This is a genomic window from Pseudomonas sp. KUIN-1 (assembly GCF_009176725.1).
Lineage (GTDB): Bacteria > Pseudomonadota > Gammaproteobacteria > Pseudomonadales > Pseudomonadaceae > Aquipseudomonas > Aquipseudomonas fragariae.
The window spans coordinates 2,654,511-2,678,724 of sequence record NZ_AP020337.1 but is presented as its reverse complement, the minus strand read 5'-3'; the positions used below and the strand labels follow the sequence as shown (position 1 = coordinate 2,678,724).

The following is a 24,214-nucleotide window of genomic DNA, read 5'->3' as shown; positions in this document are numbered from 1 at the left end:
GCTCGCCGTGCTCGAACGATCACTGAGCGTCTTGATTGTCGAAGATAACCTGGCGCTGGCCGCCAACATGTTTGATTACCTGGAGGCTTGCGGGCATACGCCGGACGCCGCACCGGATGGCAAGTCGGCCATCCGCCTGCTCGCGGAAAACCGTTACGACGTCATTGTGCTGGACTGGATGATGCCGCGCATGGACGGGATCTCACTGCTGCGTCATCTGCGCAATGAATTGAATAACCCGGTGCCAGTCATGTTGCTGACTGCCAAGGACCAGCTGGATGACAAGCTGGAAGGCTTTGAATCGGGTGCGGATGACTACATTGTCAAACCACTGGCCTTGCCTGAACTGGAGATTCGCCTGCGAGTGCTGGCAGCGCGTAACCACACGCGGGCAGACAGGCGACAAATACTGGAAATCGCTGACCTGCGCTTCGATCTCGGCACGCAATTGGTGACGCGCGATGGCATACCGTTACCGTTCTCGCCGATCCGACGAACGCTGCTGGAGGTGCTGATGCGCAACTCACCGCACGTGGTCACACGCACGCAACTCGAATCACTCGTCTGGGGTGACAGCGTGCCCGATGGCGATCTGCTGCGCTCGCACATGCACCTGCTCAGAAAAACCATTGATGGCGAGCGTGCTGCCGGGCAAAAATTGCTGCATACCGTGCAGGGCATCGGTTTTCGTCTGTGCGTGTGCGCACATGATTGACTTCGCTCGCCGACGTGGCAGCCTGCATCGCCTCGTCAGCGTGATAATTCTCGGTTTCGGGCTGCTGATGACCACCGGCCTGACCACCCTCGCGTTCATGAGCCAGGACCTTGTTGATCATCCGATCTGGAAGGATCTGCTTGAGACCGCGACCGCCAACACGCTTGCAGACGACGTGCTGCCCGCGGCGCAGAAAGACGCCAGGATCCAGGTCTGGAAACTGTCAGGCAGCACGCCGGCAGCCGGCATGCCGCCCTCTCTCGCTGCACTCGCACCTGGCTATTACAGTGAGGGCGATCTGGACCGCCAGGACGCTGACAATGGCGATCGCGACTATGCGGTGCTGGTGACCTCGCTTGGCAGAGAGCGCCTGATCGCCGCCATCGACATCAGCGATCTGGAGCGGGAGCAGAACTTCATCGCGCTGGTGGGGGCGATGTTTCTGGTACTCAATCTGATTCTGATCATTGCTGTGATCGCCTGGTTGTACGTGCGCCTGCATCTTCCGGTTCAGGGGCTGGCACTGGGCATGAAGCAACTCGACCCGGAGCGCCCCGCCCAGCGATTGCCAGTGCACTACGCTCAGGAAGAGCTCAAGGACATTGCCTGCGGAATCAACGCGCACCTGGAACGGGTCGAACAATTCATGGCCCGCGAACGCGCGCTGCTGGATCAGGCCAGCCACGAATTCCGCACGCCTATCGCCGTGATCAGCGGTGCGCTGGATATCCTCGCCAGGCAAAAACTGCCGCCGCGTGCAGCGCCGCCACTGCAACGCATGCGAGCCACCGTGGAAAACCTGACGGAAATCATGGTTGCGCTGCTTTACCTGTCGCGTGAGCCGTTGACCTCCAACCGGGATGACCCGATCGAGCTTGATCGTCTGCTGCCCGGCCTGGTCAAGGATCATGAGCATTTGCTCGACGGCAAGCCGGTGAAGTTCTCGGTGCAGATCCACCAGACCCTGACTCTGCACGTGCCGGAAGCAATGCTACGCATTGCCGTCGGCAATCTGTTGCGCAATGCGGCGGATAACACCTACGACGGCACCGTCGCTGTGCGACTCAAGGATGATGTGTTGAGCGTGACCGATTCGGGTGAAGGGTTCGACACCGAGCAGGCTTCCCGGCATTACCTGTCGCTGCTGAGAAACCCGATCAGGACGGGCAGTGGCAAAGGCCTCGGGCTGTTTCTGGTGCGACGTATCTGTGAACGCTTTCAGTGGACACTGACGCTAGAGTCAATGCCGACGCTGGGCACCCGGGCAGGACTCGACTTCCGCAGTCGGCCGGTTTGACCCGCAATAAAAAGCCCCTGCCATACATAGACAAGGGCTCTTTAACTGCGCTGGCCGGTCAGCGGCGCTTCATGCGGTCGATGATCACCGCCAGCAACAGGATCGTGCCGCGAATCACATACTGGTAGAACGTATCGATGTTCTTCAGGTTCATCGCATTCTCGATGATTGCAAGAATCAGCACCCCGGCGATCACATGCCGGATCATGCCGATGCCGCCACTCAGCGAAACCCCGCCCAATACGCAGGCAGAGATGATCGTCAGCTCGAAGCCCTGCCCGATCATCGGTTGCCCCGAAGTCATGCGCGAAGCCAGGACTACGCCAGCCAATGCACCGACCAGGCCGTGGACGGCGAAAATGATGATCTTGGTGCGGTCCACGTGGACACCCGCCAGCAGCGCGGCTTCCTGGTTGCCGCCGATGGCCATGGTGTTGCGCCCATAGGTGGTGTAGTTGAGCAGCCAGCCGAAGAATATGAAGCAGGCAATGGTGATCAGGATCGGCACCGGCACGCCATACACCTGGCCATTGCCAAAGATGAAGAAGTCCTCGTTGGAAACGCCGACGGCCTTGCCGTTGGAGAAAATGTACGCCAGGCCGCGCACGATCTGCATGGTTGCCAGAGTCGTGATCAGGGCATTGATGCGCAGCTTGGCGATCACAATGCCGTTGATCAGACCCACGACCAACCCGAGCGCCAGGGCTGCCGAGACACCCAGAAATACGCTGTCGGTGTCGCGGATGACGATACTGGCGATCACCCCGGAACAAGCCAGCACCGAACCGACCGAAAGGTCGAAGTGCCCGGACGCCAGGCAGAAGAGCATGGTGCAGGCAGCGATACCCACCGTGGAAATCGCCAGGCCCAGACCGCGCATATTCAGCGGCGACATGAAGTTATCGATGAACACGGCACACAGCAGGAAGATCCCCACGGCCGCCAGGAGCATCACCCAGTCATCGGCAAAACGACGCAGGTTCATGCCCTGACGGGGAGCCTGCAGGCTGGATTCGGTAGACATACGCACCTCTTTTTTATTGTTCATGGTCAGGAACCGATTTTCAGCCGCGCGTGCGAGGCAGAGCCAATTGCAGGAGTCGCGACTCGTCAGCCTCGTCGCGATTGAGTTCGCCGGTGATTGCGCCTTCGCTCATCACCAGAATGCGGTCTGAAATACCCATCACTTCCATCAGATCGCTGGAGACCACAATCACCGCAATACCGTCCGCGGCCAGGTTGTGAATGATCTCGTAAATCTCGGACTTGGCCCCGACGTCGATCCCGCGAGTCGGCTCGTCCAGCAGCAGGACTTTCATGGGCATCGACAGCCAGCGGCCAAGAATCGCCTTCTGTTGATTGCCGCCGGAGAGGAACATGATCTGCTGCTCGGGCGATGGCGTCTTGACGTTCATCGACTTGATCTGGCTGCGTGCGTTGTCACGCTCCCAGCGACCCTGAATCAGGCAACCGAGGTTCACGTGCCGGGGGCGCGCACCGATGTTGATGTTCTCTGCGACGCTGGACAGCGGCACGATGCCTTCTTTCTTGCGGTCCTCCGGGCAGAGCAGAATTCCGGCCTCGATGGCATCACGTGGTGACTTGAGTGTCAGCGGTTTGCCGTCCAGTTGCAGGGTGCCTGCAGAGCTGCGGGTAAGCCCCGAGAGCAGCCGGAACAGCTCGGTACGCCCGGCGCCGACCAGGCCGAAGAAGCCCAGCACTTCGCCCTTCTGCACGGCGAAGGTGACCGGCTCGTGCAGGCCGGGCCCCAGCAGACCGGTGACACGCAGACTTGGCCCTTGATGCTGGCGCGGACGGTAGTTGTAGATGTTCTGGATATCGCGACCGACCATGCAGGTCACCAGTCGGTCATGGTCGAGATCGGCCATTTGCTCGAACGTCTTGACGAAGCGTCCGTCCTTGAACACCGTCACCGCATCACAGACGCGGAAGATTTCTTCCATGCGATGCGACACGTAAAGAATCACTCGGCCCTCGTCGCGCAGGCGCACGATGATCGCCATCAGTCGGTCGATCTCACGCGCCGACAGGCTGCTGGTGGGCTCGTCAAAGGCGATGACATGAGCATTGCGCGACATGGCCTTGGCGATCTCGACCAATTGCCGCTGCCCCAGCGAAAGGTCGCCCAAGCGTGTGTGCGGGTCAATTTCGTCAGCCAGACCCTTGAGCAGCTCGCCGGCCCGGCGATACATCGCACCGCGATTGATCAGCCCGAAGCGATTGGGCATGTGCCCGAGCAGCAGGTTCTCGGCAACGGTCATTTCCGGCACCAGATGCAGCTCCTGGTGAATCACCGCCACACCCGCCGCGATGCTCTCGGCGGTGGACTTGAACTGATAGCTCTGCTCGCCGATCTGCAAGGTGCCGCTGTTGGGCTGATAAGAGCCGCCGAGAATTTTCAGCAGCGTGGATTTACCGGCACCGTTTTCACCCATCAATGCATGGACGCTGCCGGGGCGCGCTTCGAAACTGATGTCCGAAAGCGCCTTGACGCCGGGGAAGACCTTGCCGATGCCGTTGAAGCGCAAGGCACCGCCTGTGGCGTATTGCTCGATAGCCTGTTGCATGAACCAATCTCCTAGCACGTGTGAGGGGCCTGAACATCAGGCCCCTCGTTCAGCTCACTTCCACAGACCACGCTCGGTCAGTATTTCCTGGAAGTTGGTGCGCTTGATCAGTGTCACGTCGTCCAGGGCGGTGTACTTGGGTGGTTCTGTGCCCTTGGTGGCCCACTCGTAAACATGCAACGCGGTGTCATAACCCTCTTTGCCAGGGTTCGGCAGCATAGAGCCAAAGAAGCCGCTTTCTTTCTTCTTGAGTTCGTCGATCGCATCGGTGCCGTTGATACCGATCCCGATCACGTCATCCGCTTCAAAGCCATTGGTAGAAGTCGCACGTACCCCACCCAATACGGTGTTGTCGTTCATACCGCCGATGATCAGCCTCTTGGCATCGCCTGGCAGTTTTGGCAGCGCCGAGTTGGTGGCGTCCATGCTACCTGGCACATCGAGGGTTTTCTGTGCGGTGAAGACGATATGGTCCTTCGGCAAGCCGGCTTCCTCAAGCGACTTCACCGAACCATCCGTGCGTTTCTTGCCGGTATCCAGCTCGTTATAAGTGTTGATGATCGCGTAGGTGCCTTTCCAGCCATCCTTGTCCCACTTGCGATTTTTCGCTTCCTTGGCCATTTCGACGCCCTGCTTCTGGCCTACTTCAAAGGCAGCCATGCCCAGGTAAGGCACGTCCTCCATGAAGTTGCCCTTGGCGTCGACAAAGCGATCATCCACAGCCATGACTTTCAACCCCAGCGCTTTGGCCTTGGCCACGATCGCAGGGCCGAGCGACACGTCAGGCGGGCAGATCACGAAACCCTTGGCACCGTTGGCGGCGAGGTTATCGATAGCGGTCAGGGTCTTTTCACCGTCTGGCACGGCAATCTTGATGACGGTAAAGCCATGCTCCTTGCCGGCTTTTTCGGCACCTGCCCATTCGGCCTGGAACCACGGCTCTTCGGCCTGCTTGACCAGAAAGCCGATTTTGACTTCTTCGGCAGCGGAGGTGATGCCACTCATGCCCAGAATGGCGGTAGTGACAGCGGCACAGCACAGGGAACGAATCCCGTGACGACTCAACATAGCTAACTCCTTATTTTTATTGAATAGCTACAGCGACCAGCGAGGTGGCGGTTGCAAACGCCGGAGCGTCCGAAGCCGATCAAATAGTCATACCATATAACGGATGACCGCTATGTAACCTAATGTCACCCTTGCATCTACAACCACGCTCCCGTCGTAAACAGACGGCGGCGCGACGTGTTTCTCAACCTCTCAACCGGCGAACCGCTGACACGGCGTGCCCTTGACGCCAACCTGCGCCATCAGCAGCGCGCCGTCGAAGCGACCATTTGCATCGGCAGGGGCGGCACTGGTGACGTACAACGTCTCCAGGCCAGGACCGCCGAATACACAACTGGTGGGATGGCTGACCGGCAGCTCGACAACCCGGTCAACGCTGCCATCCGGGGCAAAGCGGATCAGGCAATTGCCACCCCAGCGCGCATTCCAGACATACCCTTCGGCATCCATCGCCGAGCCGTCGGGTGAGCCTCGATCGTGTTTCGCCGCCCATACCTTGCGTGGCCCCAGACCACCGTCTGCAAGCACCGGATAGTGATAAATGACGTCGTCCAGGGTATCGGCGCTGTACAGCACACTGCCCTCTTCATTCCACAGCAGGGTGTTGACGATGCCCTGCCCGTCCAGCAAACGAGTCACCCGGGCATCAGGTTCAACGCGGAACAACCCGCCTGAACGACGCACTAAAGGCACGTCGCCGCCCTCGGCATCGATGTTGTTCTGCATGCTGCCAAGCCAAAGGTGACCGCGCGCATCGCAGCGGGCTTCGTTGGCCCGATTGCCGGGGGTGGGGTCTGCCACGCAGAATGGTCGTAAAGAAGTTTTGTCGGAGCCCAGGTCCAGGCGATAGACGCCGCTGGCCAGTGTCACCAGTGCATCACCCTGCTCGGTCGGAATAAATGCAGAGACTGGCTCCGGCATGCGCCATTGGCGGATCTGCCCGGCGACCAGCCGACACACCAGAAACCCGGCAATGTCGACCCAGTACAAAGCCTGCTCCTCGGCATCCCAGAAGGCGCCTTCGGCCAGCTTGAAACGGTGCTCGGAAACGGGCAGCCAGTTCATGAAAAATGTCCTTTGTTATTGTTGTAAAGGCACTTTTGGATGTTTGTGTCGCGGTCTTGTCCAACCTCTGCCTGCGCCGACCCGTTGCACGGCGTTCGGGCTGCATGGCAAAAAATTCGACAGATCGGCTAAGGTAAGTCACAAGCCTTCCGCGACGATGGCACTACTAAATAGTATTACAATTTATTTTTCAAGCACCATTTTATAGGCTATACATCCATGCATCGGCTTGAATCCGATCAAATAGTCTTACCAATAACAATAAAAGCAGGCAGATCAGATGAAAAAACATGCGCTTCTCAGCACCCTTGGACTGTCCTTGATGATCAGCACCCTGACCGCACAGGCCGCCGCACTCTCCAGCGAACACAGCGCGTTCGGCCAACTGCCCGACGGCTCTGCCGTCGAAAAATACACCCTGCGCAACAGTCACGGCGTGCAGGCCAGCATCATCACCTACGGCGCGACGCTGCAATCGCTGCTGGTACCTGACAAGGCCGGCAAGGTCGAAGACATCGTCCTGGGTTTCGACGATGTGCAGGGCTACCAGAACAACGGTACGGTCTATTTCGGCGCGACCATCGGCCGCTTCGGCAACCGGCTGGCAGGCGGCAAATTCAGTCTGGATGGCAAAACCTATCAGGTCCCGCTCAATGACAAGACCAACGCGCTGCACGGCGGCACGCAGGGTTTTGACAAGCGTCTGTGGAAGGCAGAAGAAACCAAGAGCGGTGATTCGGTCGGCGTGAAGCTGACCTACCTGTCGCCGGACGGCGAGATGGGCTTTCCGGGTGCCCTGCTGACTGAAGTGACCTATAGCCTGAATGAAAAAAACGAGCTGAAGATCGACTACCGCGCCACCACCGACAAACCGACGGTGCTGAACCTGACCAACCACAGCTATTTCAACCTGGCCGGCGCTGGCAGTGGTGATGTGCTCAAACAGGTCGCCACCCTTCACGCCTCGCACTACACCCCGGTCAACGACAAGCTGATCCCGACCGGTGAACTGCCTGCTGTGGCTGGCACGCCCATGGACTTTCTCAAGCCCACCGCGTTCGGCAAACACATCAAGGCTGATCACCAGCAGTTGAAATACGCCGAACCCAAGCAAGGCGGGTTTGATTTCAACTGGGTGCTCGACACCAAGGGTGATGTGAAGAAACTGGCCGCCGAGGTCAGCGATCCGCAATCAGGCCGCAGACTGCAACTGTTCACCACAGAGCCCGGCGTGCAGCTGTACACCGGTAACTTCCTGGATGGCAGCATTCACGGCAAGGCAGGCAAGGTCTACCCGCACTGGGGCGCCTTTACCCTGGAAACGCAGCACTATCCCGATGCGCCCAACCAGCCGAAATTCCCCAGCACCCGACTGGATCCCGGCAAGGCCTACACCCAGACCACTGTGTTCAAATTCCTCAACGACTAAAGCGTTGAGCTGCCCGGCGCCTGTGATCAGAGCGCCGGGCAGCTTCAAACTCACTGATTGCGCTTCATCGCCGCAGTCAGGGTATCGACGTTGTAACGGAACATCTTCGCGTAGGTTGACGCCGGGCCGTCGGCAGGCGACAGGGATTCCACGTACAGTTCACCCCCTGGCTGAGCGCCACTGGCTTCGGCTATCTGCTTGACCAGGCGCGGGTCGCTGGAGTTTTCGAAGAAGTAGGCACTGACATGTTCGGTCTTGATCTGACGGATCAGTTTCGACACATCGGCGGCCGACGCCTCAGACTCGGTAGACAAGCCCAGCGGCGACAGGAAGGTCACACCATAGGCATCGCCGAAGTAGCCGAACGCGTCATGAGAGGTGAGGATCTTGCGTCTGGCAGCCGGAATCGAACGGATCTGATCGCGGGCGTAGGTGTCCAGTTGCTGCAACTCGACGATGTAGCGATCACCATTGGCCTGATACACGCTGGCCCCTTCCGGATCGGCTTTCTTCAGCGCTGCGACGATGTTGCGCACATAAATCACCCCATTGGCCGCGCTGTTCCAGGCATGCGGGTCGACAATGCGCTTGCCGTCCTCATCCATGCTGCGGGTCTTGATGCCCTCGGACAGCACCACCGGCTGCCCCTTGTAGCCTGAAGCCTTGATGAGACGATCCATCCAGCCCTCCAGATGCAGGCCGCTGACAAATGCCAGATCGGCGTTTTTCAGCGCCTGGGCGTCACTCGGTGTCGGCTCGTAGACGTGTGGATCGCCGTTCGGACCGATCAGCGATCTGACGTGCACACGATCACCGCCGACCGTACTGACCATGTCGGCAATGACCGTGAACGAGGCAACGGCTTCGAGCGGTTTGGCCTGGGCCAGGCTGGCGAATGCCGACAGCGCCAGTGCAGCCAGGGAACTCAACATCATCAATCGTTTCATGACGTACCTTTTTCAGTGAGCCAGGTGAGGTTTGGGAAACAGCCGGCGCACGATGCCCGTGCGCCCGAACAACAGGGAGATGCCGTAGAACGCACTGGCCATGAGCACAATGGCCGGCCCCGAGGCGACGCCAAGGTGGTAGGAAACAATCAGCCCGATCAGCCCGGACAAGGTCGCCAGCAGCGTCGAAATCACCATCAGGCCACTCAGCGAGTGGGTCCAGAAACGTGCGGCGGTTGCCGGCAGCATCATCATGCCCACCGCCATCAGCGTGCCCAGCGCCTGAAAGCCTGCGACCAGGTTGAGCACCACCAGCAGCAGGAACAGAACGTGGTACAGCGAGCCGCGCCCGCCGACCGCACGCAGAAAGCCCGGATCGAAGCACTCCAGCACCAGCGGGCGATAGATGATCGCCAGCAGAATGAGGGTGAAGGAGGCAATACTGCCGACCATGTAGATCGCCGTGTCATCAATGGCCAGAATGGTGCCGAACAATACGTGCAGCAGATCGACGCTGGAACCATGCAGCGACACGATCAGCACCCCGGCGGCCAGCGAGGTCAGGTAGAAGCTGGCAAAGCTGGCGTCTTCGCGTAACGAGGTCAGTCGACTCACCAGACCGGACAGCAAGGCCACTGCCAGCCCGGCGATCAGGCCGCCGAACCCCATTGCCGGCAACGACAGACCGGCGACCATGAAACCCACCGCCGCGCCCGGCAGCACCGCATGGCTCATCGCATCGCCCACCAGACTCATACGCCGCAACATCAACAGCACGCCGACCGGCCCCGAGCCGATGCCCAGCGCCAGGCACGCCACCAGCGCGCGGCGCATGAAGCCGAATTCGATAAACGGCTCAACCACCAGGCTATAGAGCATCATGCGTCGTCCTCGGCATCACACAACAAGGCATCCGGGCTCCAGTATTCAGCCATGTTGCGCGCCTTGCGCAGGTTGGCGTCGCTAAGCACATGCGAGGTCTCACCCCAAGCAATGGCTTCGCGAGCCATCAACAGGGTTTGCGGAAAGTGCTGACGGACCTGTTCGATATCGTGCAGTACGGCAATCACCGTGCGCCCCTGCCCGTGCCAGGCGCGCACCAGTTGCAACAGATCACGCGTGGTGCGCGCGTCGATGGCAGTGAACGGCTCATCCAGCAGAATCACCGAGGCGTCCTGCAACAGCAGCCTGGCGAACAACACCCGCTGAAACTGGCCAGACGACAGCGAGCCCACGCTACGCCCTTCAAAACCCTCAAGGCCGACAGTCGTCAGCGCCTCGCCGGTCAGACGCGCGTGATTGCGGGTCAGGCTGCGAAACGGGCCGATGCTGTGCCAGGCGCCCATCGAAACCGTATCCGCAACGCTCAGCGGAAAGCTGCGATCGATTTCTGCGGCCTGCGGCAGATAGCCAATTGTGCGGGTTGCCAGACGCCCCCGGTCGACGCGCCCCTGAGCAGGCTTCATGGTGCCGGCGATGGCCTTGATCAGCGTCGATTTACCCGCGCCGTTGGGCCCGACGATAGCCGTCAGGCTACCGGCCTCGAAGCGCCCGCTGATGTGGTGTACGGCCGGGCGGCGTTCATACGCCACCGTGAGGTTTTCCAGAGCGATGGCGGCACTCATGGAATCGCCACCGACCAGCCAATGGCCAGCCAGAGCAATATCAGTATCGCCAGGGAAAACAGGACGCGCTTCCAGGCCGACTGAGCCAGCACGGAACCTGCTATCGAAGCGCTTGCTGTCGAAGCGTCAGGAGGATTTTTCAAGTAAAAGTAACCTGCAACTATTTGTTACAGTATTACATATCAACCGGATAAATGTTATTAAATAACATTCATGCCGGCACCTTGCTTTCCAGCCACGCAGATAAACTCCCGCGCAGATCAGTTTCAGAATCGCCACGCACAACTCCGCCGTGCGGTACTTGTGACACTGCACGCCTCCCTATACTGTATATACAAACAGTCAAGGGGCACTTCATGCAGCTTATCGACAAGCTCAGCATTCTGGCAGACGCCGCCAAGTACGATGCGTCGTGCGCGAGTAGTGGAGCACCCAAGCGCAGCTCGCAGGACAAGTCCGGGCTCGGTTCCACCAATGGCATGGGCATCTGCCACAGCTACACGCCGGACGGGCGTTGCGTGTCGCTGCTGAAAATCCTCCTGACCAACTTCTGTCTTTACGACTGCCAGTACTGCGTCAACCGTCGCTCCAGCGATGTGCCCCGTGCGCGCTTCACTCCCGAAGAAGTGGTCACCCTGACCCTGGACTTCTATCGCCGCAATTGCGTGAGCGGGCTGTTTTTGAGTTCCGGGATCATTCGCTCCGCGGACTACACCATGGAGCAACTGGTCGAAGTTGCCCGGCTGTTGCGCGAGGTGCATGAGTTTCGCGGCTACATCCATCTCAAGACCATCCCTGACGCCGATCCGGCGCTGATCGAAAAGGCCGGCCGCTACGCCGACCGTCTCAGCGTGAACATCGAGCTGCCAACTGACCTGAGCCTGCAGACCCTCGCCCCGGAAAAAGACGTCGCGTCGATCAAGCAGGCCATGCAGACGATTTACACCGGTGAGCAGACGGTGCGCAACGAGCCTCGCTCGCCGCGCTTTGCGCCTGCCGGGCAGAGCACGCAGATGATTGTCGGTGCCGATGCCACCGACGACAGCACCATCCTGCACAGCGCGCAGTCGCTGTACAGCAACTTCAAGCTGCGCCGGGTCTACTATTCTGCGTTCAGCCCGATACCCAACAGCCCCAACAGCGTTCCCCTGGCGGCACCGCCTCTGATGCGCGAGCATCGCCTGTATCAGGCTGACTTTCTGCTGCGCGGCTATGGTTTTACCGCGGGTGAACTGCTCGACGGCCCCGGTGATCTGGCGCTGGACATCGACCCTAAACTGGCCTGGGCGCTGGGCAACCGCCAGGTTTTCCCGCTGGACCTGAACCAGGCGGACCCGGCGCTGATCGCCAGGGTGCCGGGTATTGGCATCCGCACCACGCAGCGGCTGGTCGAGCTGCGCAGACAGCGACGCATCCGCTACGAAGACCTCACCCGCATGCGCTGCATACTGGCCAAGGCCAAGCCGTTCATCATTACCAGTGATTACCACCCGCCGCACGCGGAAACCACCAGCGAGTTCCTGCATCACCAGTTGCGCGACCGGCCTCAGCCTCAGCAAATGGGCCTGTGGGGATGATCTGCCTCGACTGCGACGACCTGTTCGAGACCTGGCGACAACAGGCTCGCTGGCTGTTGAGCCATGAAATCGACCCCAGCCAGGTCAGCTGGAAGTCGCCGGATGCCGCCGACCTGTTCGGCAGTGAAGAAGAGTACCCCAGGGAAGCCGGGCCTTTTCAGGCACGGGTTCCGCTGGAGTTGGTGCAGTTGCTGGAGAGCGCCTCGCACTATCGGGGCGATCAGCGCTGGAGCCTTCTGTACGAAGTGTTGTGGCGCGTGACCCACGGTGATCGCACCGCCATGATGGCCGGTGACAAACTCGGCAGTGAATTGCATCGCCGCCTCAAATCGGTAAGGCGTGAGGCCCATCATCTGCATGCGTTTCTGCGGTTTGTCGCGCTGCCGCCCGTGGCTGCCGACGAAGCTCTGATGCGTCCGCAGTACGTGGCCTGGCACGAACCGGCCCACGATATTCTGCTCAGTGCCAGCGAGCATTTCATCGGCCGTATGGGTCAGCATCGCTGGATGATCGCCACGCCTCAGGACGGCGTGTATTACGACGGCCAACAACTGATTCATGAGCGACGCTGCCCGCAAGCCTGGCAGACCATGGCCCGGCAGGTGGAAGACCCGCATGGCGAACTGTGGCTGACCTACTACAGCCACATCTTCAACCCTGCGCGCCTGAACCCCAAGGTCATGGAAGGTCACTTCCCTTCGCGCTTCTGGAAAAACCTGCCGGAAGGCCCGCTGATCCCTGCCCTGATCACCCAGGCCCGCACCGGCAAGCAGCGTGACGGCCAGGCCAGCGACATCGCCGCCAGACGCGGCAAGAAGATTGCGCTGAAGGATTGAGCGCGTCGGTATACACAAGTCTGTTTTGACTAACGCGCCAATGCTCCGAGTTGGCATGCATTTCGTGACGCTCCGCGTCACACATCTGCTGCCTGGTATCAAGGGCAAAGGAGTCTAAGGCTTTGGTGCTGCCTGTATCTCGCACATGGGGCTTTCCAGCCCGATCCTCTAGAGCGTAACCCTTCCATCGATGCACGTCACAGTCGAGCCGCCCACCCAGATATCCTCACCTGCACGCTGAACGGACACCCGCCCCTTGCGTCCGAGCGCAGTGCCCTGACTCACGACATAGCGCTCCGGTGCCAGGCCTTCCTCCAGGAACCAGCGAGCGATGCCGGCATTGAGACTGCCGGTCACCGGGTCTTCAGCCATACCGTCGCCGGAAACAAACGCACGCACCTCGAATTGGGCATCTACACCGTCCACATCAGCGTCCCACGCTCCGATAACGCCGATTTTCAAGCCGTCCAGTTGAACATGGTCAGGCTGCAGAGCAAGAACGGTTGCACGATCTTTCAGCCGCAGTGCGACCCAGCCAGGGCCATTATCGACCCAGCGGGCGTCCAGAATGCTCTCGGAAGCCAGCTTCAGACCGAGGCGAATCCGCTCGACAAACGTGGCGTCCACGGCGCCTGAGCGCAACAGCGGCGGCGCGGTAAATGCCAGCCCGGCGGCATCCTTGCGGATACGCACCAGGCCGATGCCGCATTCCTGAATGATTTCCTCACCGCGAGGCACGCCACCGCTTTCCAGCCAGGCGTGGCAACTGCCCAGGGTGGGATGGCCAGCGAACGGCAGCTCTTCAAGGGTGGTGAAAATACGCACGCGATAGTCGGCACGCGGGTCTGTCGGCTTGAGCAGAAACGTGGTCTCACTCAGGTTGGTCCAGCGGGCAAAGGCGGCCATCTGCTCGTCACTCAGCCCGTCAGCGCCCAGCACCGCCGCCAGCGGATTGCCGAGCAGAGGCTGATCAGTGAAGACATCCAGTTGCTTGAAATCGAACGAGCGCATCGGGGCGTCCTTTCCGGTATAAAAAACCAGAGTGCCACGTCCACAGCCGGGTGAACAACGGGATATTGAACCAACGTCGGCCACGGCGGCTCACAGCTGTGGCAGTCGCAACGCTACCTGCATCCCAGATGATAATGTGTCCAGTCACAAGAGGCAGGCCACCCGAGGTTCAAACATGCTCGACAGCCCAATCCGAGATCTGCTCGACACGCTATGCCAGGTAATGGCCGACAAACCGTTTCTGGTGGTGACCGGCGCAGGGATCAGCACCGCATCCGGCATTCCGGACTACCGCGACAAGAATGGCGTGCGGCGCGGCAAGCAGCCGATGATGTATCAGGAATTTCTCGGCAACCCTGCAGCGCGCCAGCGCTACTGGGCACGCGCCATGCTCGGCTGGCCGCGGATCCGCGCGGCACAGGCCAATGCCGCGCATCTGGCCCTGGCTGCGCTGCAGGCTGAACACGCCATTACCGGACTGATCACCCAGAACGTCGATGCACTGCACACACAGGCCGGAAGCCGGGACGTCATCGAGCTGCACGGCAGCCTGCACCGGGTGCTGTGTCTGGATTGCCAGCAGCGCAGCGACCGTGCAGGAATTCAAGAGCAGATGCTGGCGCACAACCTTTATCTGATCGGCGTCCACGCGACACAGGCACCGGACGGCGATACCCTGCTAGACCCGGCGTTCGAAGCCAGTTTCGAGGTGCCCCGCTGTCCGCACTGTGGAGGCGACAGGCTCAAGCCGGACGTCGTGTTCTTCGGTGAAAACGTCGCCGCGCAGACCGCTGCCAGGGCTACGCAAAGTGTCGAGGACGCAGAAGGTCTGCTGGTGGTGGGCACGTCATTGATGGCCTGGTCGGCATTCCGCCTGTGCAAGGCCATGGCCGAACAGGGCAAACCGGTCATCGCCATCAACCATGGCAAGACCCGGGCGGACGAGCTGCTTGAAATGAAGATCGAAGCGTCCTGTGAGCAGGCCTTGCCGTGGCTCGCCGAGCAATTGGTTTCGCTTTAAAACAGCCCCAACTGCCCACCGATCAGGGTGCTGAAATCGTCGTCCACAAACGGCAGGATCGCGTCAGCCAGTGGTTGTAACTGACGAGTCACGTAGTGATCGTAGTCAATCGGGGCGTGACGAATCTCCAGCGGTTCCGGCCCGGCGGTGGTCATCACGTAGCTGATCCAGCCGCCACTCTGGTACTGACGCGGTCGCCCCTGCTGGTCGTTGTATTCGTCGGCCAGCCGTGCAGCGCGTACATGAGGCGGCACGTTGCGCTGGTAGTCATCGAGCTTGCGACGCAAGCGCTTGCGGTAAATCAACAGGTCATCCAGCTCGCCTGACAGGGTGCGTTGCACGTAGTCACGCACGTAATCCTGATACGGCTGGCGTTTGAAGATCCGCAGGTACAGCTCCTGCTGAAACTGCTGAGCCAGTGGCGACCAGTCGGTGCGTACCGTTTCGAGGCCCTTGTAGACCATCTCCTCGGAACCGTCAGCACGGGTCACCAGGCCGGCGTAACGCTTCTTGCTGCCCTCCTCCGCACCGCGCACGGTGGGCATCAGGAAGCGCCGAAAATGCGTTTCGTATTGCAGTTCAAGGGCACTGTGCAAACCGTACTCGGCGTGCAAGTGCTCGCGCCACCACTGATTGACCTGCTGCACCAGCGCCTTGCCGATGCTTGCTGCCTCCTCTTGCCCATGAGGACGGCCCAGCCAGACGAATGTCGAGTCGGTATCGCCATAGATCACCGTGTAGCCCTGCGCCTGAATGAGGTCGCGGGTCTTGAGCATTATTTCATGCCCACGCAGGGTGATCGATGAAGCCAGGCGCGGATCGAAAAAGCGACAGCCGCTCGAGCCCAACACGCCGTAGAAGGCATTCATGATGATTTTCAGCGCCTGGGACAAGGGGGCGTTCTGCTCGCGCTTGGCCGCTTCCCGACCTTGCCACACGCGCTCGACGATGGCTGGCAGGCTGTGACGGGTGCGCGAGAAGCGCGCGCCGCGAAAGCCCGGCACCGACTCGCTGTCCGCTGGATGGCGCAGGCCTTCGATCAAGCCCACCGGATCAATCAGAAAGGTACGAATGATCGACGGATAAAGGCTCTTGTAGTCCAGTACCAGCACCGACTCATACAGCCCTGGCTGGGAATCCATGACAAAACCGCCAGGGCTGGCCTCTGGCAGGCGCTCGCCCAGGTTGGGCGCCACGAAACCCTGGCGATGCATCAGCGGGATATACAAATGGCAGAAAGCCGCAACCGAACCACCGCTGCGGTCGGCAGGCAGACCGGTGACCGTGGCGCGCTCGAGCAGAAAGGTCAGCAATTGGGTCTTGGCAAAGATGCGCGTGACCAGTTCGCAGTCCTTGATGTTGTAACGCGCCAGCGCCGGTTTGTCCTCGGCGAACATGCGGTTGATTTCGTCCATACGCTGATAAGGCGTGTCGATGGCCTTGCCTTCGCCCAGCAGAGTCTGCGCGACGTATTCGAGGCTGAACGACGGAAAGCTCCAGGTCGCCGAGCGCAATGCCTCGATTCCGTCGATGATCAGCCGCCCGCTCACGTCGGCAAAAAAATGGTTGTTGCGACTGCCATGCTCACGCCAGCCCATCGCTTCACCGCCACGCCCAAGCCTTAACGGCACTTGCAGGCGCTGGGCATGCTCATGCAGCACGCGTAAATCGAACTGGATAACGTTCCAGCCGATAATCGCGTCAGGGTCGTGCAGCGCCAGCCAGTCGTTCAGGCGTTCGAGCAACTGCGCGCGGGTATCGCAATAGTCGAGCTGAAAATCCAGCGTCTCATCACCACCGTTGGCCGGGCCCAACATGTAGACCTGACGCTGCCCGCAGCCCTCCAGTGCAATCGAATACAGCTCGCCGCGGGCGGTGGTTTCGATATCCAGCGAGACCAGCCTCAGATTGGGACGGTAATCGGGCGATGGTCTGATCTGCGCGTCGCACAGCACCCCATCGGCATCCGGCGTGCCGCCAAACTGCACCGGCGCGGTGATGAAGCGTTCCATCAGGTAGCGTTCCGGCGGGCGAATGTCCGCTTCATAGACGTCTACATTGCCTCTGCGCAGCAACTTTTCGATGTTCATCAACTGGCGGTGCTGCTGGCAATACACACCCAGCACCGGACGGTGACGAAAATCACAGAGCTCAAGCGGACGCAGTTCTACGCCACGTTCGGTACGCAACAACGATCGGGCCCGCTCACCCTGTTCGGCAGGAATAAAGGCGACAGAGGGCTGGCAAGGCAGGCGAATATGGCGCGGGCCCTGATCGGTGGCCAACCAGAAGTCGACCTCGGTCCCGGCGGGCGTGTCTTGCCAGTGCCGACTCAGGATAAAGCCCTGCTGTACATCCAACGCTGTTACCTCGACCGCCCGGTGAAACAAATGATTCTACTTGGCTATGAGGCTAAAGGCGCGTCTGGAGGCGAATTAGCGGCACATTGAGGGGCATGGACAATTGATTCCTCCTATTCCCGTGATCCTTATTTACTGCTTGCTCGATTCTGCGCGCTGGATGATTCTGTAGTGGTTCTGGCAATGCACTACAGCCACCCAGGTCCCGATCACGGAGAGCCCCATGAAAACCGTCGCCCAGCTACTGAAATTGAAAGACCTGCAGAACCAGCAAGTGCATACCATCGGACCGGATCAGATGGTGCTCGACGCACTCAAGTTAATGGCTGAAAAGAACATCGGTGCGCTGCCGGTGGTCGAGGGCAACGTGGTGGTCGGCGTCATCAGCGAGCGCGACTATGCGCGCAAGGTGGTGCTCAAGGGACGCTCGTCGGTGGGGACACCGGTGAGGGACATCATGAGCAGCAAAGTGATCACTGTCGACTCGCAACGCAGCGTCGAAGCGTGCATGGGGATCATGACCGACAGCCATCTGCGCCACCTGCCGGTCGTGGAAGGCGGCCAGTTGCTGGGCCTGCTGTCCATCGGTGACCTGGTGAAGGAAGCCATTGCAGAACAGGCGAACCTCATTCAACAGCTCGAGCAGTACATTCGCGGCGAATGACCTGAGCAACACATCAGGCGCAGCGCGCGATTGCCGCGCGCCACACCGTTCACTCAGTCGTCCAGCGTCTTGCCAGGCGCCGCGCCCTTGACCGGCTTGCCGGGTTTTTCGGCAGGCGCGGGTTTGGCTGGCGGCTCGGGAGCCGGTGCGGCAGCTTCCTGCTCGCGCATCGGCATCTGATCGATAGTGGCGAAGATTTCCTTGGGCTCTATCGATTCCGACTTTCCGACAGTCTTATCGATCTTTTTCTCGCCGTCCTTGCCCACCAGAATGACCTTGGTCCCCACACCCGCCCCCAGCTTCAGCTCACGGATCAATGCCATGGTCGACTGCGGGTCCATGCTTTTGCCGTCGCGCTCGCCCATGGTGTTGACCACCGTGAACAGCACCATATTGCGCTGCGCAAAAGCCTCACGGTTGGCAGGCTCGTCCAGTGACTTCTTGAGCTTGATCAGCACCGGATCGATGCTGCTGGGGGCGATGATGATCAAGGGACGCGACTTGCCGCGCTCCTGTGCCAGAGGGCCATCGCTGTCAGCAGCCAGCGCTGTACCGGCAGCGACAAGCAGGGTGGCGAAGGTCAGGGACCGGATTAACATGGTGGGCTCCTTTCAAATCCATTGGGTAGCCATCGCGTACAGACCGACACGATGCTGGTCTGTTCTACCGCATATGGGTCATCCCGGTACAGCCCGATGTAGTCCTTTTCCTTAATCCGTTGCGTCAGGCAGAGCGTGCAAACGACCGATCACAGGCGCTGTCGAGGCTCGCCGTCAGGCCTTGGACAATCTGCGCCACTTCAGCGGCGTCCAGCACCAAGGGCGGTAACAGGCGGATGATTTTGCCCCGGGTGACATTGATCAACAGGCCATGTTGCTCGGCTGCGATGCGTGTCAGTTCGGGTATCGCCTGGCGTAACTCGATCCCTATCATCAAACCCTGGCCACGAACTTCCAGCACGTTCGGGTGGGCACCCAGCGCATTGCGCAGCCCTTCCAGCAACTGCCGGCCTTGCAGTGCGGCGTTTTCCACCAGCACCTGCCGTTCGATGATGTCGATCACCGTGCAGCCGACCCGACAGGCCAGCGGATTACCGCCGAAGGTGCTGCCGTGGCTGCCGGGCGTGAACAGTTGCGCCGCCCTGCCCCGTGCCAGGCAAGCACCAATCGGTATACCGTTGCCCAACCCCTTGGCCAGGGTCATGACGTCGGGAACGATGCCCTCATGTTGAAAGGCAAACCACTTGCCTGTCCGGCCCATACCGGTCTGGATTTCGTCGAGCATCAACAGCCAGTCACGCCGTGTGCAACGCTCCCTCAAGGCCTTGAGATACCCGGCGGGTGCCACCTGCGCGCCGCCCTCGCCCTGAATCGGTTCGACCAGCACGGCGCAGATCCGATGCCCATACGTCGTACAAACCTTGTCGAACGCTGCCAGATCGCCAAAGGGCACTTTGATGTAATCGCCCGGCAAGGTACTGAAACCCAGGCGTACGGCCGGCCCGTCACTGGCCGACAATGTGCCCAGGGTGCGGCCGTGGAAGGCGTTTTCCATGACCACGACCAAGGGCCGTTCGATGTACTTGTGCCAGCCATGCAGGCGCGCCAGCTTGAGCGCAGTCTCGTTGGCCTCGGCACCGGAGTTGTTGAAAAACACCGCGTCCAGCCCCGACAAGGCCGTCAGTTTCTGCGCCAGGCGCTTCTGCCAGTCGATGGTGTACAGGTTGGAGGTGTGCAACAGCAGACCCGCCTGATCGCGAATCGCCTCGACCAGCAGTGGATGCGAGTGCCCCACGTTGGTCACGGCTACGCCCGCCACGGCGTCCAGGTACTCGCGTCCGCTCTGGTCCCACAGACGTGTGCCCAGACCACGTGTGAAGCTCAGGGCCAGAGGTTGGTAAGTGCTCATCAGGCAGGTGGCGGTCATGAGGTGAAGCTCCTTGGGTATGTTTCGGTTTTTGCAGTATCGTTAACCACCTAAAATGGATAAACAGCGAAATACTTCAATCATTTTAAAGCCAGGATTGATAATGGATTTGTTTCAGGCAATGCGCGTGTACGTGAAAGTGGTCGAGGCAGGCAGCCTGACGGCAGCGGCGCAAGCGTGTTCGATTTCCACCACCATGGTCGGCAATCACTTGCGCGCACTGGAAGAGCGCCTGGGCGTCAGCCTGTTGCAGCGCACCACACGCCGTCAGCGATTGACGGAATTCGGTACCGCGTATTACGAGCGTTGCCTGGAAGTATTGGGGCTGGTGGCAGAGTCCGAGCAACTGGCCGAGCAGGCTCATGGCGATCCCACAGGTACGCTGCGCATCACCGCACCACTGACATTCGGTTCGGAAGTGCTGGCGCCTGCGCTGGTCGAATTCTCGCGGCGTTTTCCCGAAGTCAGGCTCGACCTTGTACTGACCAATCAACGTCTGGACATGATCGACAATGGTTTTGACGTCGCCATTCGCTTGGGCAACATTCCAGAATCGTCGCCACTGATCGCCCGTCCCCTGCAGGATTACACCTTGACCATCTGCGCCGCGCCGGACTATCTCGCCCGCCACGGCACGCCGACCCATCCCGAGGATCTTCGTGAGCATAATTGCCTGGCGTTCGCCTACCCGGCGGGAGACGAATGGCGGACTGCCGGTACACAATGGCGTATGACCGGCGCAGACGGCGACGTGCTGGTGGAGGTCAGCGGTTCGATGGTGGCCAACACTTCCGCCGGTCTTTATCAGGCGGCTCGTGCAGGCATGGGCGTCGTGATGCTTCCGGATGCACTGGTACAGCGCGACCTGCAGGAAGGCCGGCTGTTTGCGTTGTTCCCGGACTACCATTTGCCCCGACGACCGATGAACCTGCTGTATGTGCAGGACCGTTATCGACTGCCCAAGCTGAGAAGTTTTGTGGAGTACGCGACGGGGCTTTGGGGGCGGTAAGGACTTACCGCCGGAGGGTCACCGGGTCGCCCCCTGCGCGCGGCCTTTGCGGTGCGCGCCGGGGTTTACCGGGAATGAACGTCAGACCCGGAATCGACTGACCAGGCTTTGCAGATGCACGCCCAGACGAGCGAGCTCGACGCTCGACGCAGCGGTCTCTTCACTGGCGGAAGCCGTCTGTTCGGAGATGTCTCGCACATTCAGGACACTGCGGTTGATCTCTTCGGCAACGGCGCTCTGCTCTTCGGCGGCAGCGGCGATCTGATGGTTCATCGTCTCGATCGTCGAGATTGCCTGCGTCATGTTATTGATGGAAACACCCGCATTGCGCGTCAGCTCGACACTGTTTGCAGTCAGTGCCTGGCTGTTGTCGAGGATCGTCGCCACCTGCGCCGTGCGGGTATGCAGGCCGCTGATCAAGGCCGCGATCTCTTCGGTCGACGTCTGCGTGCGCTGGGCCAGGCTTCTCACTTCGTCAGCCACCACCGCAAAGCCTCGGCCTGCTTCGCCCGCACGCGCTGCTTCGATTGCAGCGTTGAGGGCCAGCAGATTGGTCTGCTCGGCAACGGCCTTGATGACATCGAGCACGCCACCAATCTTGTTGCTTTCGTTCTTGAGATCGTCCATCGCGGACTTGGAGTGAGTGACCTCAGTCGCAAGCTTCTCGATCTGCGCAACAGCCTTGGAAACCACGCCGTCGCCTTCGCGAGCTTCTTTCGAGGCGTTGACCGCAGCGTGTGAAGCCTGCTCTGCGTTGCGTGCGACTTCCTGAACGGTCGCAGACATTTCGTGCATCGCAGTGGCGACCTGATCGGTTTCGTTCTTCTGGCTGTTGACGCCGGCACTGGTCTGCTCGGTGACGGCCGACAACTGTTCGGCGGCACTGGCGATTTGTGTCACGCCATCGCGCAGACCACCAATCAGCTCGCGCAGGTTACCGGTCATGCGCATCATGCTGCCCTGCAGCTGGCCCAGTTCATCCTTGCGGGTAACCACCTGGTTGTGCGTCAGATCACCATCAGCGACACGCTCGGCCAGTTTCAGTGTGTCACGCAGCGGGCCAACGATAAGGTTGGTAATGACCCACGCCGCCAGGGCACTCATGATCAACGCTGCAATCAGCCAGACAGAGAGCAGCATCTTGGCCTGACTCACATCCTCCACTCTCAGGTTGACCTGGTTCTCGGACAGCTTGTCAGCACATTCAAACAGGATGCCGATGTCTTTGGTGATGCCTGCCTGAGCCAGATCAATCCTGGCCTGCGCCGCGGTGAACTGATTCAAGGTGTTCTGGTAGCTGATCATCGAGTCCACAAGGTGCTTGATGATCGCCGACTGGCCATCGAAACCCTGCAGATTTCTGACAAACTCGATAACCGTGTTCATCGATGTTTCCGCTGGAGCACGGTTTTCCGCCTTCAGCGAATAGGTGTAGCCACGCAAGTCGAAGCGCATTTTCTGGAACAGCGTCATCGCCTGCACGATGGCATCGCGCTGCGCGGGAGTCCCGTCATCGGATCGGGCAACGGCGTTGAGCTTTTGCAAATCATCAGCGCCTGCATCGGCGTACTGGCCAAACACCGAACGGGTCGCCTCACGGGCAGCGGTTGCCTGCATGAGGTTGTCGTAGTGAATACGGTAATCCTTCAAGGCGTCTGCGGCAGTATTCACCAACGGTACGTTCAACGGAGAATCGAACACCTTCTGCGCGTACTTCACATGATTTTCGAGACCTTCGAGCGCTTTCAACCAGTTGCTGGCGCGCTCGGCGTCATAGTTGACCGAATAGGCCAATCGGGCAATGCGGACATCTCGCGTGAGTGCGCTCAGCTTGCCGATGTCGGAAATCCGCTCGCTTCGTTCGCTCAGTGAGGTGATGCCTGTCCAGCCTGTCAGCGCGATCAGCACCGTCAGTACGATGACCAGAGCAAACCCGAGCACGAGCTTGGACCTGACAGAAATATTGCGCAGAGTGTTTATCACAGGGAGTCGCTCTTTCGTTGGTCATCAGTGGAGTACAAGAGGCCTGTCCTTGCCAGCTAGCCATACAATCCACAAATGTCGGCAGCGAGGCTTCAAACTTTAAAACTGGCGTCAATATTTCGCTTGAAAATAAATCCTCGCAGGCGCGACCAACCCCGATGGCATTTTCATTGCAGTCAGTTAGCATGGGCCGTTACCCACACTTGGGTATTCTGGAGAAGTACATGAGTCTGGAATTGATCGCCTCAAAAAGCAGCTTGTTGACCATCGAGGAGCGCGCTGCGATTGCCGAGATCGAGGCCACGACCAATGTGCTGCGACTTGTCACTCGCCTGACAGGCATGCGCTTCGCTGGTATCGCCAAATTTACCGACGCAGACTGGATCGCCTGTTCTGTCTATGACCCCACTGACCTGGGTATCGACGACGGCGATGTGTTCAAACTCGAGACCACGCTCTGTAACGAGTTTTGTACCAATCCCCAGGCACTGTTCGTGCCGCAGATCAGCACGAACGGCCGGTATGCGAACCTGCCAGTTGTGAAGCGCTACGCCATCGAAAGCTATGCCGGCGTGCCGATCTACCTTCCCGACGGACAGCTGTATGGTGCGTTATGCGCTCTGGACTCCAGAACGACACTGTTCGACGACCCCGATCTGGCGGAAACCCTGACCCTGTTCGCCCGATTGATCGGGTGCATTTTCTTCGCCAACATCAACGAAGGCAGCTGATCCGGGGCTGCGTCCTGAAGCAACGCTGTCGACTTACGGGCTGACGGGCTGCTCTGCCAGCGCATGCAGCGGCTAAGACTCGAGCAAGTCGCTGCTGAACTGGCCTTCGTCGAGTTGCAGGCGATGTCGGGACGGTACAGGTGTGACCGGGTGATCGCCGTCCAGCAAGGCTTCTGCAGGCAGATCAATCCCGAAATGAGGAAATGGCTCCTGAGCCAACCAACCGCCAGCGGCCAGAACCAACAATAGAAAAATACCCGCAATGGGTTCTTTGGGTCTGCACATTCTCGTTTCTCCAATCCGGCAAAACGATCCGGCTCACAATGAGCCATTCAGTATAAAAGCCTGGGCGTCAACCGGCT

22 protein-coding genes and 2 pseudogenes are annotated in these 24,214 nt (G+C 59.9%); 9 read left to right on the top strand and 15 right to left on the bottom strand.

Translation table 11 applies throughout. The features are described from left to right. Positions 1 to 7: 7 nt before the first annotated feature. Together KUIN1_RS12405 and KUIN1_RS12400 are read left to right on the top strand one after the other, a co-directional pair. Positions 8 to 715 carry a response regulator transcription factor gene (locus KUIN1_RS12405; RefSeq protein ID WP_011267633.1) on the top strand — a complete coding sequence of 236 codons (708 nt, stop codon included), beginning with the start codon at positions 8 to 10 and terminating at the stop codon, positions 713 to 715. After that, positions 708 to 2,012 (top strand): sensor histidine kinase, encoded by a 1,305-nt coding sequence (locus tag KUIN1_RS12400; RefSeq protein ID WP_116830530.1) that lies wholly within the window; start codon positions 708 to 710, stop codon positions 2,010 to 2,012. The genes KUIN1_RS12405 and KUIN1_RS12400 overlap by 8 nt, the downstream gene beginning before the upstream one ends. Positions 2,013 to 2,070: 58 nt before the next feature. On the opposite strand, the gene araH is transcribed toward KUIN1_RS12400, so the two are convergent. The 4 genes from araH to KUIN1_RS12380 form a co-directional block, all read right to left on the bottom strand. After that, entirely contained in the window at positions 2,071 to 3,036 is a 966-nt protein-coding gene (gene araH, locus KUIN1_RS12395) for an L-arabinose ABC transporter permease AraH (protein WP_003405587.1), read from the bottom strand. Positions 3,037 to 3,076: 40 nt separating this feature from the next. Further along, entirely contained in the window at positions 3,077 to 4,600 is a 1,524-nt protein-coding gene (gene araG, locus KUIN1_RS12390) for an L-arabinose ABC transporter ATP-binding protein AraG (RefSeq protein WP_011267630.1), read from the bottom strand. A 54-nt stretch (positions 4,601 to 4,654) separates the two neighbouring features. Next, a complete protein-coding gene (locus tag KUIN1_RS12385) occupies positions 4,655 to 5,668 on the bottom strand; it encodes a substrate-binding domain-containing protein (RefSeq protein WP_011267629.1) in 1,014 nt (337 codons plus the stop codon). Between the two features lie 192 nt (positions 5,669 to 5,860). Further along, complete coding sequence (locus KUIN1_RS12380) at positions 5,861 to 6,733, bottom strand: SMP-30/gluconolactonase/LRE family protein (protein ID WP_103753753.1); 873 nt, start codon at positions 6,731 to 6,733, stop codon at positions 5,861 to 5,863. 280 nt (positions 6,734 to 7,013) lie between these two features. Here KUIN1_RS12380 and KUIN1_RS12375 point away from each other — a divergent pair, with 280 nt between their 5' ends. After that, complete coding sequence (locus KUIN1_RS12375) at positions 7,014 to 8,162, top strand: aldose epimerase family protein (protein WP_003405591.1); 1,149 nt, start codon at positions 7,014 to 7,016, stop codon at positions 8,160 to 8,162. 50 nt (positions 8,163 to 8,212) lie between these two features. Here KUIN1_RS12375 and KUIN1_RS12370 read toward each other — a convergent pair whose 3' ends face one another. The 4 genes from KUIN1_RS12370 to KUIN1_RS27480 are packed head-to-tail and all read right to left on the bottom strand — an operon-like array spanning position 8,213 to position 10,877. Next, positions 8,213 to 9,109 (bottom strand): metal ABC transporter substrate-binding protein, encoded by an 897-nt coding sequence (locus tag KUIN1_RS12370; RefSeq protein ID WP_003410033.1) that lies wholly within the window; start codon positions 9,107 to 9,109, stop codon positions 8,213 to 8,215. A gap of 12 nt (positions 9,110 to 9,121) precedes the next feature. Further along, positions 9,122 to 9,991, bottom strand: a complete 870-nt coding sequence (locus KUIN1_RS12365; RefSeq protein WP_152092005.1) for a metal ABC transporter permease — start codon at positions 9,989 to 9,991, stop codon at positions 9,122 to 9,124. Next, a complete protein-coding gene (aztA, locus tag KUIN1_RS12360) occupies positions 9,988 to 10,734 on the bottom strand; it encodes a zinc ABC transporter ATP-binding protein AztA (protein ID WP_003405598.1) in 747 nt (248 codons plus the stop codon). Before aztA ends, KUIN1_RS12365 begins: the two co-directional genes overlap by 4 nt. Next, on the bottom strand, positions 10,731 to 10,877 hold the full coding sequence (locus KUIN1_RS27480; RefSeq protein WP_153795665.1) for a hypothetical protein: 147 nt from the start codon (positions 10,875 to 10,877) through the stop codon (positions 10,731 to 10,733). Before KUIN1_RS27480 ends, aztA begins: the two co-directional genes overlap by 4 nt. A gap of 213 nt (positions 10,878 to 11,090) precedes the next feature. Between KUIN1_RS27480 and KUIN1_RS12355 the strand changes: the two genes are divergently transcribed. After that, positions 11,091 to 12,311, top strand: coding sequence for a putative DNA modification/repair radical SAM protein (locus KUIN1_RS12355; RefSeq protein WP_003405604.1), 1,221 nt, complete (start codon positions 11,091 to 11,093; stop codon positions 12,309 to 12,311). After that, positions 12,308 to 13,147 (top strand): TIGR03915 family putative DNA repair protein, encoded by an 840-nt coding sequence (locus KUIN1_RS12350; protein ID WP_011267625.1) that lies wholly within the window; start codon positions 12,308 to 12,310, stop codon positions 13,145 to 13,147. The genes KUIN1_RS12355 and KUIN1_RS12350 overlap by 4 nt, the downstream gene beginning before the upstream one ends. A 168-nt stretch (positions 13,148 to 13,315) precedes the next feature. Here KUIN1_RS12350 and KUIN1_RS12345 read toward each other — a convergent pair whose 3' ends face one another. Beyond that, positions 13,316 to 14,158 (bottom strand): PhzF family phenazine biosynthesis protein, encoded by an 843-nt coding sequence (locus KUIN1_RS12345; protein WP_011267624.1) that lies wholly within the window; start codon positions 14,156 to 14,158, stop codon positions 13,316 to 13,318. A gap of 175 nt (positions 14,159 to 14,333) precedes the next feature. On the opposite strand from KUIN1_RS12345, the gene KUIN1_RS12340 reads away from it, so the two are divergent. After that, entirely contained in the window at positions 14,334 to 15,179 is an 846-nt protein-coding gene (locus KUIN1_RS12340; protein WP_024641023.1) for an NAD-dependent protein deacetylase, read from the top strand. Here the strand turns inward: KUIN1_RS12340 and KUIN1_RS12335 are convergent. Continuing rightward, positions 15,176 to 17,539: a DNA polymerase II gene (locus KUIN1_RS12335; RefSeq protein WP_024641024.1), complete on the bottom strand. Its 2,364-nt coding sequence runs from the start codon at positions 17,537 to 17,539 to the stop codon at positions 15,176 to 15,178. The genes KUIN1_RS12340 and KUIN1_RS12335 overlap by 4 nt on opposite strands. Positions 17,540 to 17,762: 223 nt before the next feature. On the opposite strand from KUIN1_RS12335, the gene KUIN1_RS12330 reads away from it, so the two are divergent. After that, positions 17,763 to 18,203: a CBS domain-containing protein gene (locus KUIN1_RS12330; protein ID WP_003405616.1), complete on the top strand. Its 441-nt coding sequence runs from the start codon at positions 17,763 to 17,765 to the stop codon at positions 18,201 to 18,203. Between the two features lie 53 nt (positions 18,204 to 18,256). Here the strand turns inward: KUIN1_RS12330 and KUIN1_RS12325 are convergent, their stop codons facing one another. Both KUIN1_RS12325 and KUIN1_RS12320 read right to left on the bottom strand, forming a co-directional pair. Further along, complete coding sequence (locus KUIN1_RS12325; RefSeq protein WP_116865575.1) at positions 18,257 to 18,802, bottom strand: DUF4174 domain-containing protein; 546 nt, start codon at positions 18,800 to 18,802, stop codon at positions 18,257 to 18,259. A 124-nt stretch (positions 18,803 to 18,926) separates the two neighbouring features. Next, positions 18,927 to 20,129, bottom strand: a complete 1,203-nt coding sequence (locus KUIN1_RS12320; protein ID WP_152092004.1) for an aspartate aminotransferase family protein — start codon at positions 20,127 to 20,129, stop codon at positions 18,927 to 18,929. A gap of 103 nt (positions 20,130 to 20,232) precedes the next feature. On the opposite strand from KUIN1_RS12320, the gene KUIN1_RS12315 reads away from it, so the two are divergent. Beyond that, positions 20,233 to 21,138 (top strand): LysR family transcriptional regulator, encoded by a 906-nt coding sequence (locus KUIN1_RS12315; RefSeq protein ID WP_003405623.1) that lies wholly within the window; start codon positions 20,233 to 20,235, stop codon positions 21,136 to 21,138. 81 nt (positions 21,139 to 21,219) lie between these two features. Here KUIN1_RS12315 and KUIN1_RS28670 read toward each other — a convergent pair. Both KUIN1_RS28670 and KUIN1_RS28665 read right to left on the bottom strand, forming a co-directional pair. Next, positions 21,220 to 21,819: pseudogene (locus KUIN1_RS28670) on the bottom strand (methyl-accepting chemotaxis protein); the annotation flags it as partial. A gap of 255 nt (positions 21,820 to 22,074) precedes the next feature. Further along, positions 22,075 to 23,121: pseudogene (locus KUIN1_RS28665) on the bottom strand (methyl-accepting chemotaxis protein); the annotation flags it as partial. A 224-nt stretch (positions 23,122 to 23,345) separates the two neighbouring features. Between KUIN1_RS28665 and KUIN1_RS12305 the strand changes: the two are divergent. Next, positions 23,346 to 23,852 carry a GAF domain-containing protein gene (locus KUIN1_RS12305; protein ID WP_096102423.1) on the top strand — a complete coding sequence of 169 codons (507 nt, stop codon included), beginning with the start codon at positions 23,346 to 23,348 and terminating at the stop codon, positions 23,850 to 23,852. Positions 23,853 to 23,924: 72 nt separating this feature from the next. On the opposite strand, the gene KUIN1_RS12300 is transcribed toward KUIN1_RS12305, so the two are convergent. Beyond that, positions 23,925 to 24,137: a hypothetical protein gene (locus tag KUIN1_RS12300; RefSeq protein WP_003405632.1), complete on the bottom strand. Its 213-nt coding sequence runs from the start codon at positions 24,135 to 24,137 to the stop codon at positions 23,925 to 23,927. Positions 24,138 to 24,214 lie beyond the last annotated feature (77 nt).

Coding starts and splice junctions, on each gene's coding strand:
- KUIN1_RS12400 (WP_116830530.1), top strand. CDS start 708: ATGATTGACTTCGCTCGCCGACGTGGCAGCCTGCATCGCCTCGTCAGC.
- araH (WP_003405587.1), bottom strand. CDS start 3,036: ATGTCTACCGAATCCAGCCTGCAGGCTCCCCGTCAGGGCATGAACCTG.
- araG (WP_011267630.1), bottom strand. CDS start 4,600: ATGCAACAGGCTATCGAGCAATACGCCACAGGCGGTGCCTTGCGCTTC.
- KUIN1_RS12385 (WP_011267629.1), bottom strand. CDS start 5,668: ATGTTGAGTCGTCACGGGATTCGTTCCCTGTGCTGTGCCGCTGTCACT.
- KUIN1_RS12380 (WP_103753753.1), bottom strand. CDS start 6,733: ATGAACTGGCTGCCCGTTTCCGAGCACCGTTTCAAGCTGGCCGAAGGC.
- KUIN1_RS12375 (WP_003405591.1), top strand. CDS start 7,014: ATGAAAAAACATGCGCTTCTCAGCACCCTTGGACTGTCCTTGATGATC.
- KUIN1_RS12370 (WP_003410033.1), bottom strand. CDS start 9,109: ATGAAACGATTGATGATGTTGAGTTCCCTGGCTGCACTGGCGCTGTCG.
- KUIN1_RS12365 (WP_152092005.1), bottom strand. CDS start 9,991: ATGATGCTCTATAGCCTGGTGGTTGAGCCGTTTATCGAATTCGGCTTC.
- aztA (WP_003405598.1), bottom strand. CDS start 10,734: ATGAGTGCCGCCATCGCTCTGGAAAACCTCACGGTGGCGTATGAACGC.
- KUIN1_RS12355 (WP_003405604.1), top strand. CDS start 11,091: ATGCAGCTTATCGACAAGCTCAGCATTCTGGCAGACGCCGCCAAGTAC.
- KUIN1_RS12350 (WP_011267625.1), top strand. CDS start 12,308: ATGATCTGCCTCGACTGCGACGACCTGTTCGAGACCTGGCGACAACAG.
- KUIN1_RS12345 (WP_011267624.1), bottom strand. CDS start 14,158: ATGCGCTCGTTCGATTTCAAGCAACTGGATGTCTTCACTGATCAGCCT.
- KUIN1_RS12340 (WP_024641023.1), top strand. CDS start 14,334: ATGCTCGACAGCCCAATCCGAGATCTGCTCGACACGCTATGCCAGGTA.
- KUIN1_RS12330 (WP_003405616.1), top strand. CDS start 17,763: ATGAAAACCGTCGCCCAGCTACTGAAATTGAAAGACCTGCAGAACCAG.
- KUIN1_RS12325 (WP_116865575.1), bottom strand. CDS start 18,802: ATGTTAATCCGGTCCCTGACCTTCGCCACCCTGCTTGTCGCTGCCGGT.
- KUIN1_RS12320 (WP_152092004.1), bottom strand. CDS start 20,129: ATGACCGCCACCTGCCTGATGAGCACTTACCAACCTCTGGCCCTGAGC.
- KUIN1_RS12315 (WP_003405623.1), top strand. CDS start 20,233: ATGGATTTGTTTCAGGCAATGCGCGTGTACGTGAAAGTGGTCGAGGCA.
- KUIN1_RS12305 (WP_096102423.1), top strand. CDS start 23,346: ATGAGTCTGGAATTGATCGCCTCAAAAAGCAGCTTGTTGACCATCGAG.
- KUIN1_RS12300 (WP_003405632.1), bottom strand. CDS start 24,137: ATGTGCAGACCCAAAGAACCCATTGCGGGTATTTTTCTATTGTTGGTT.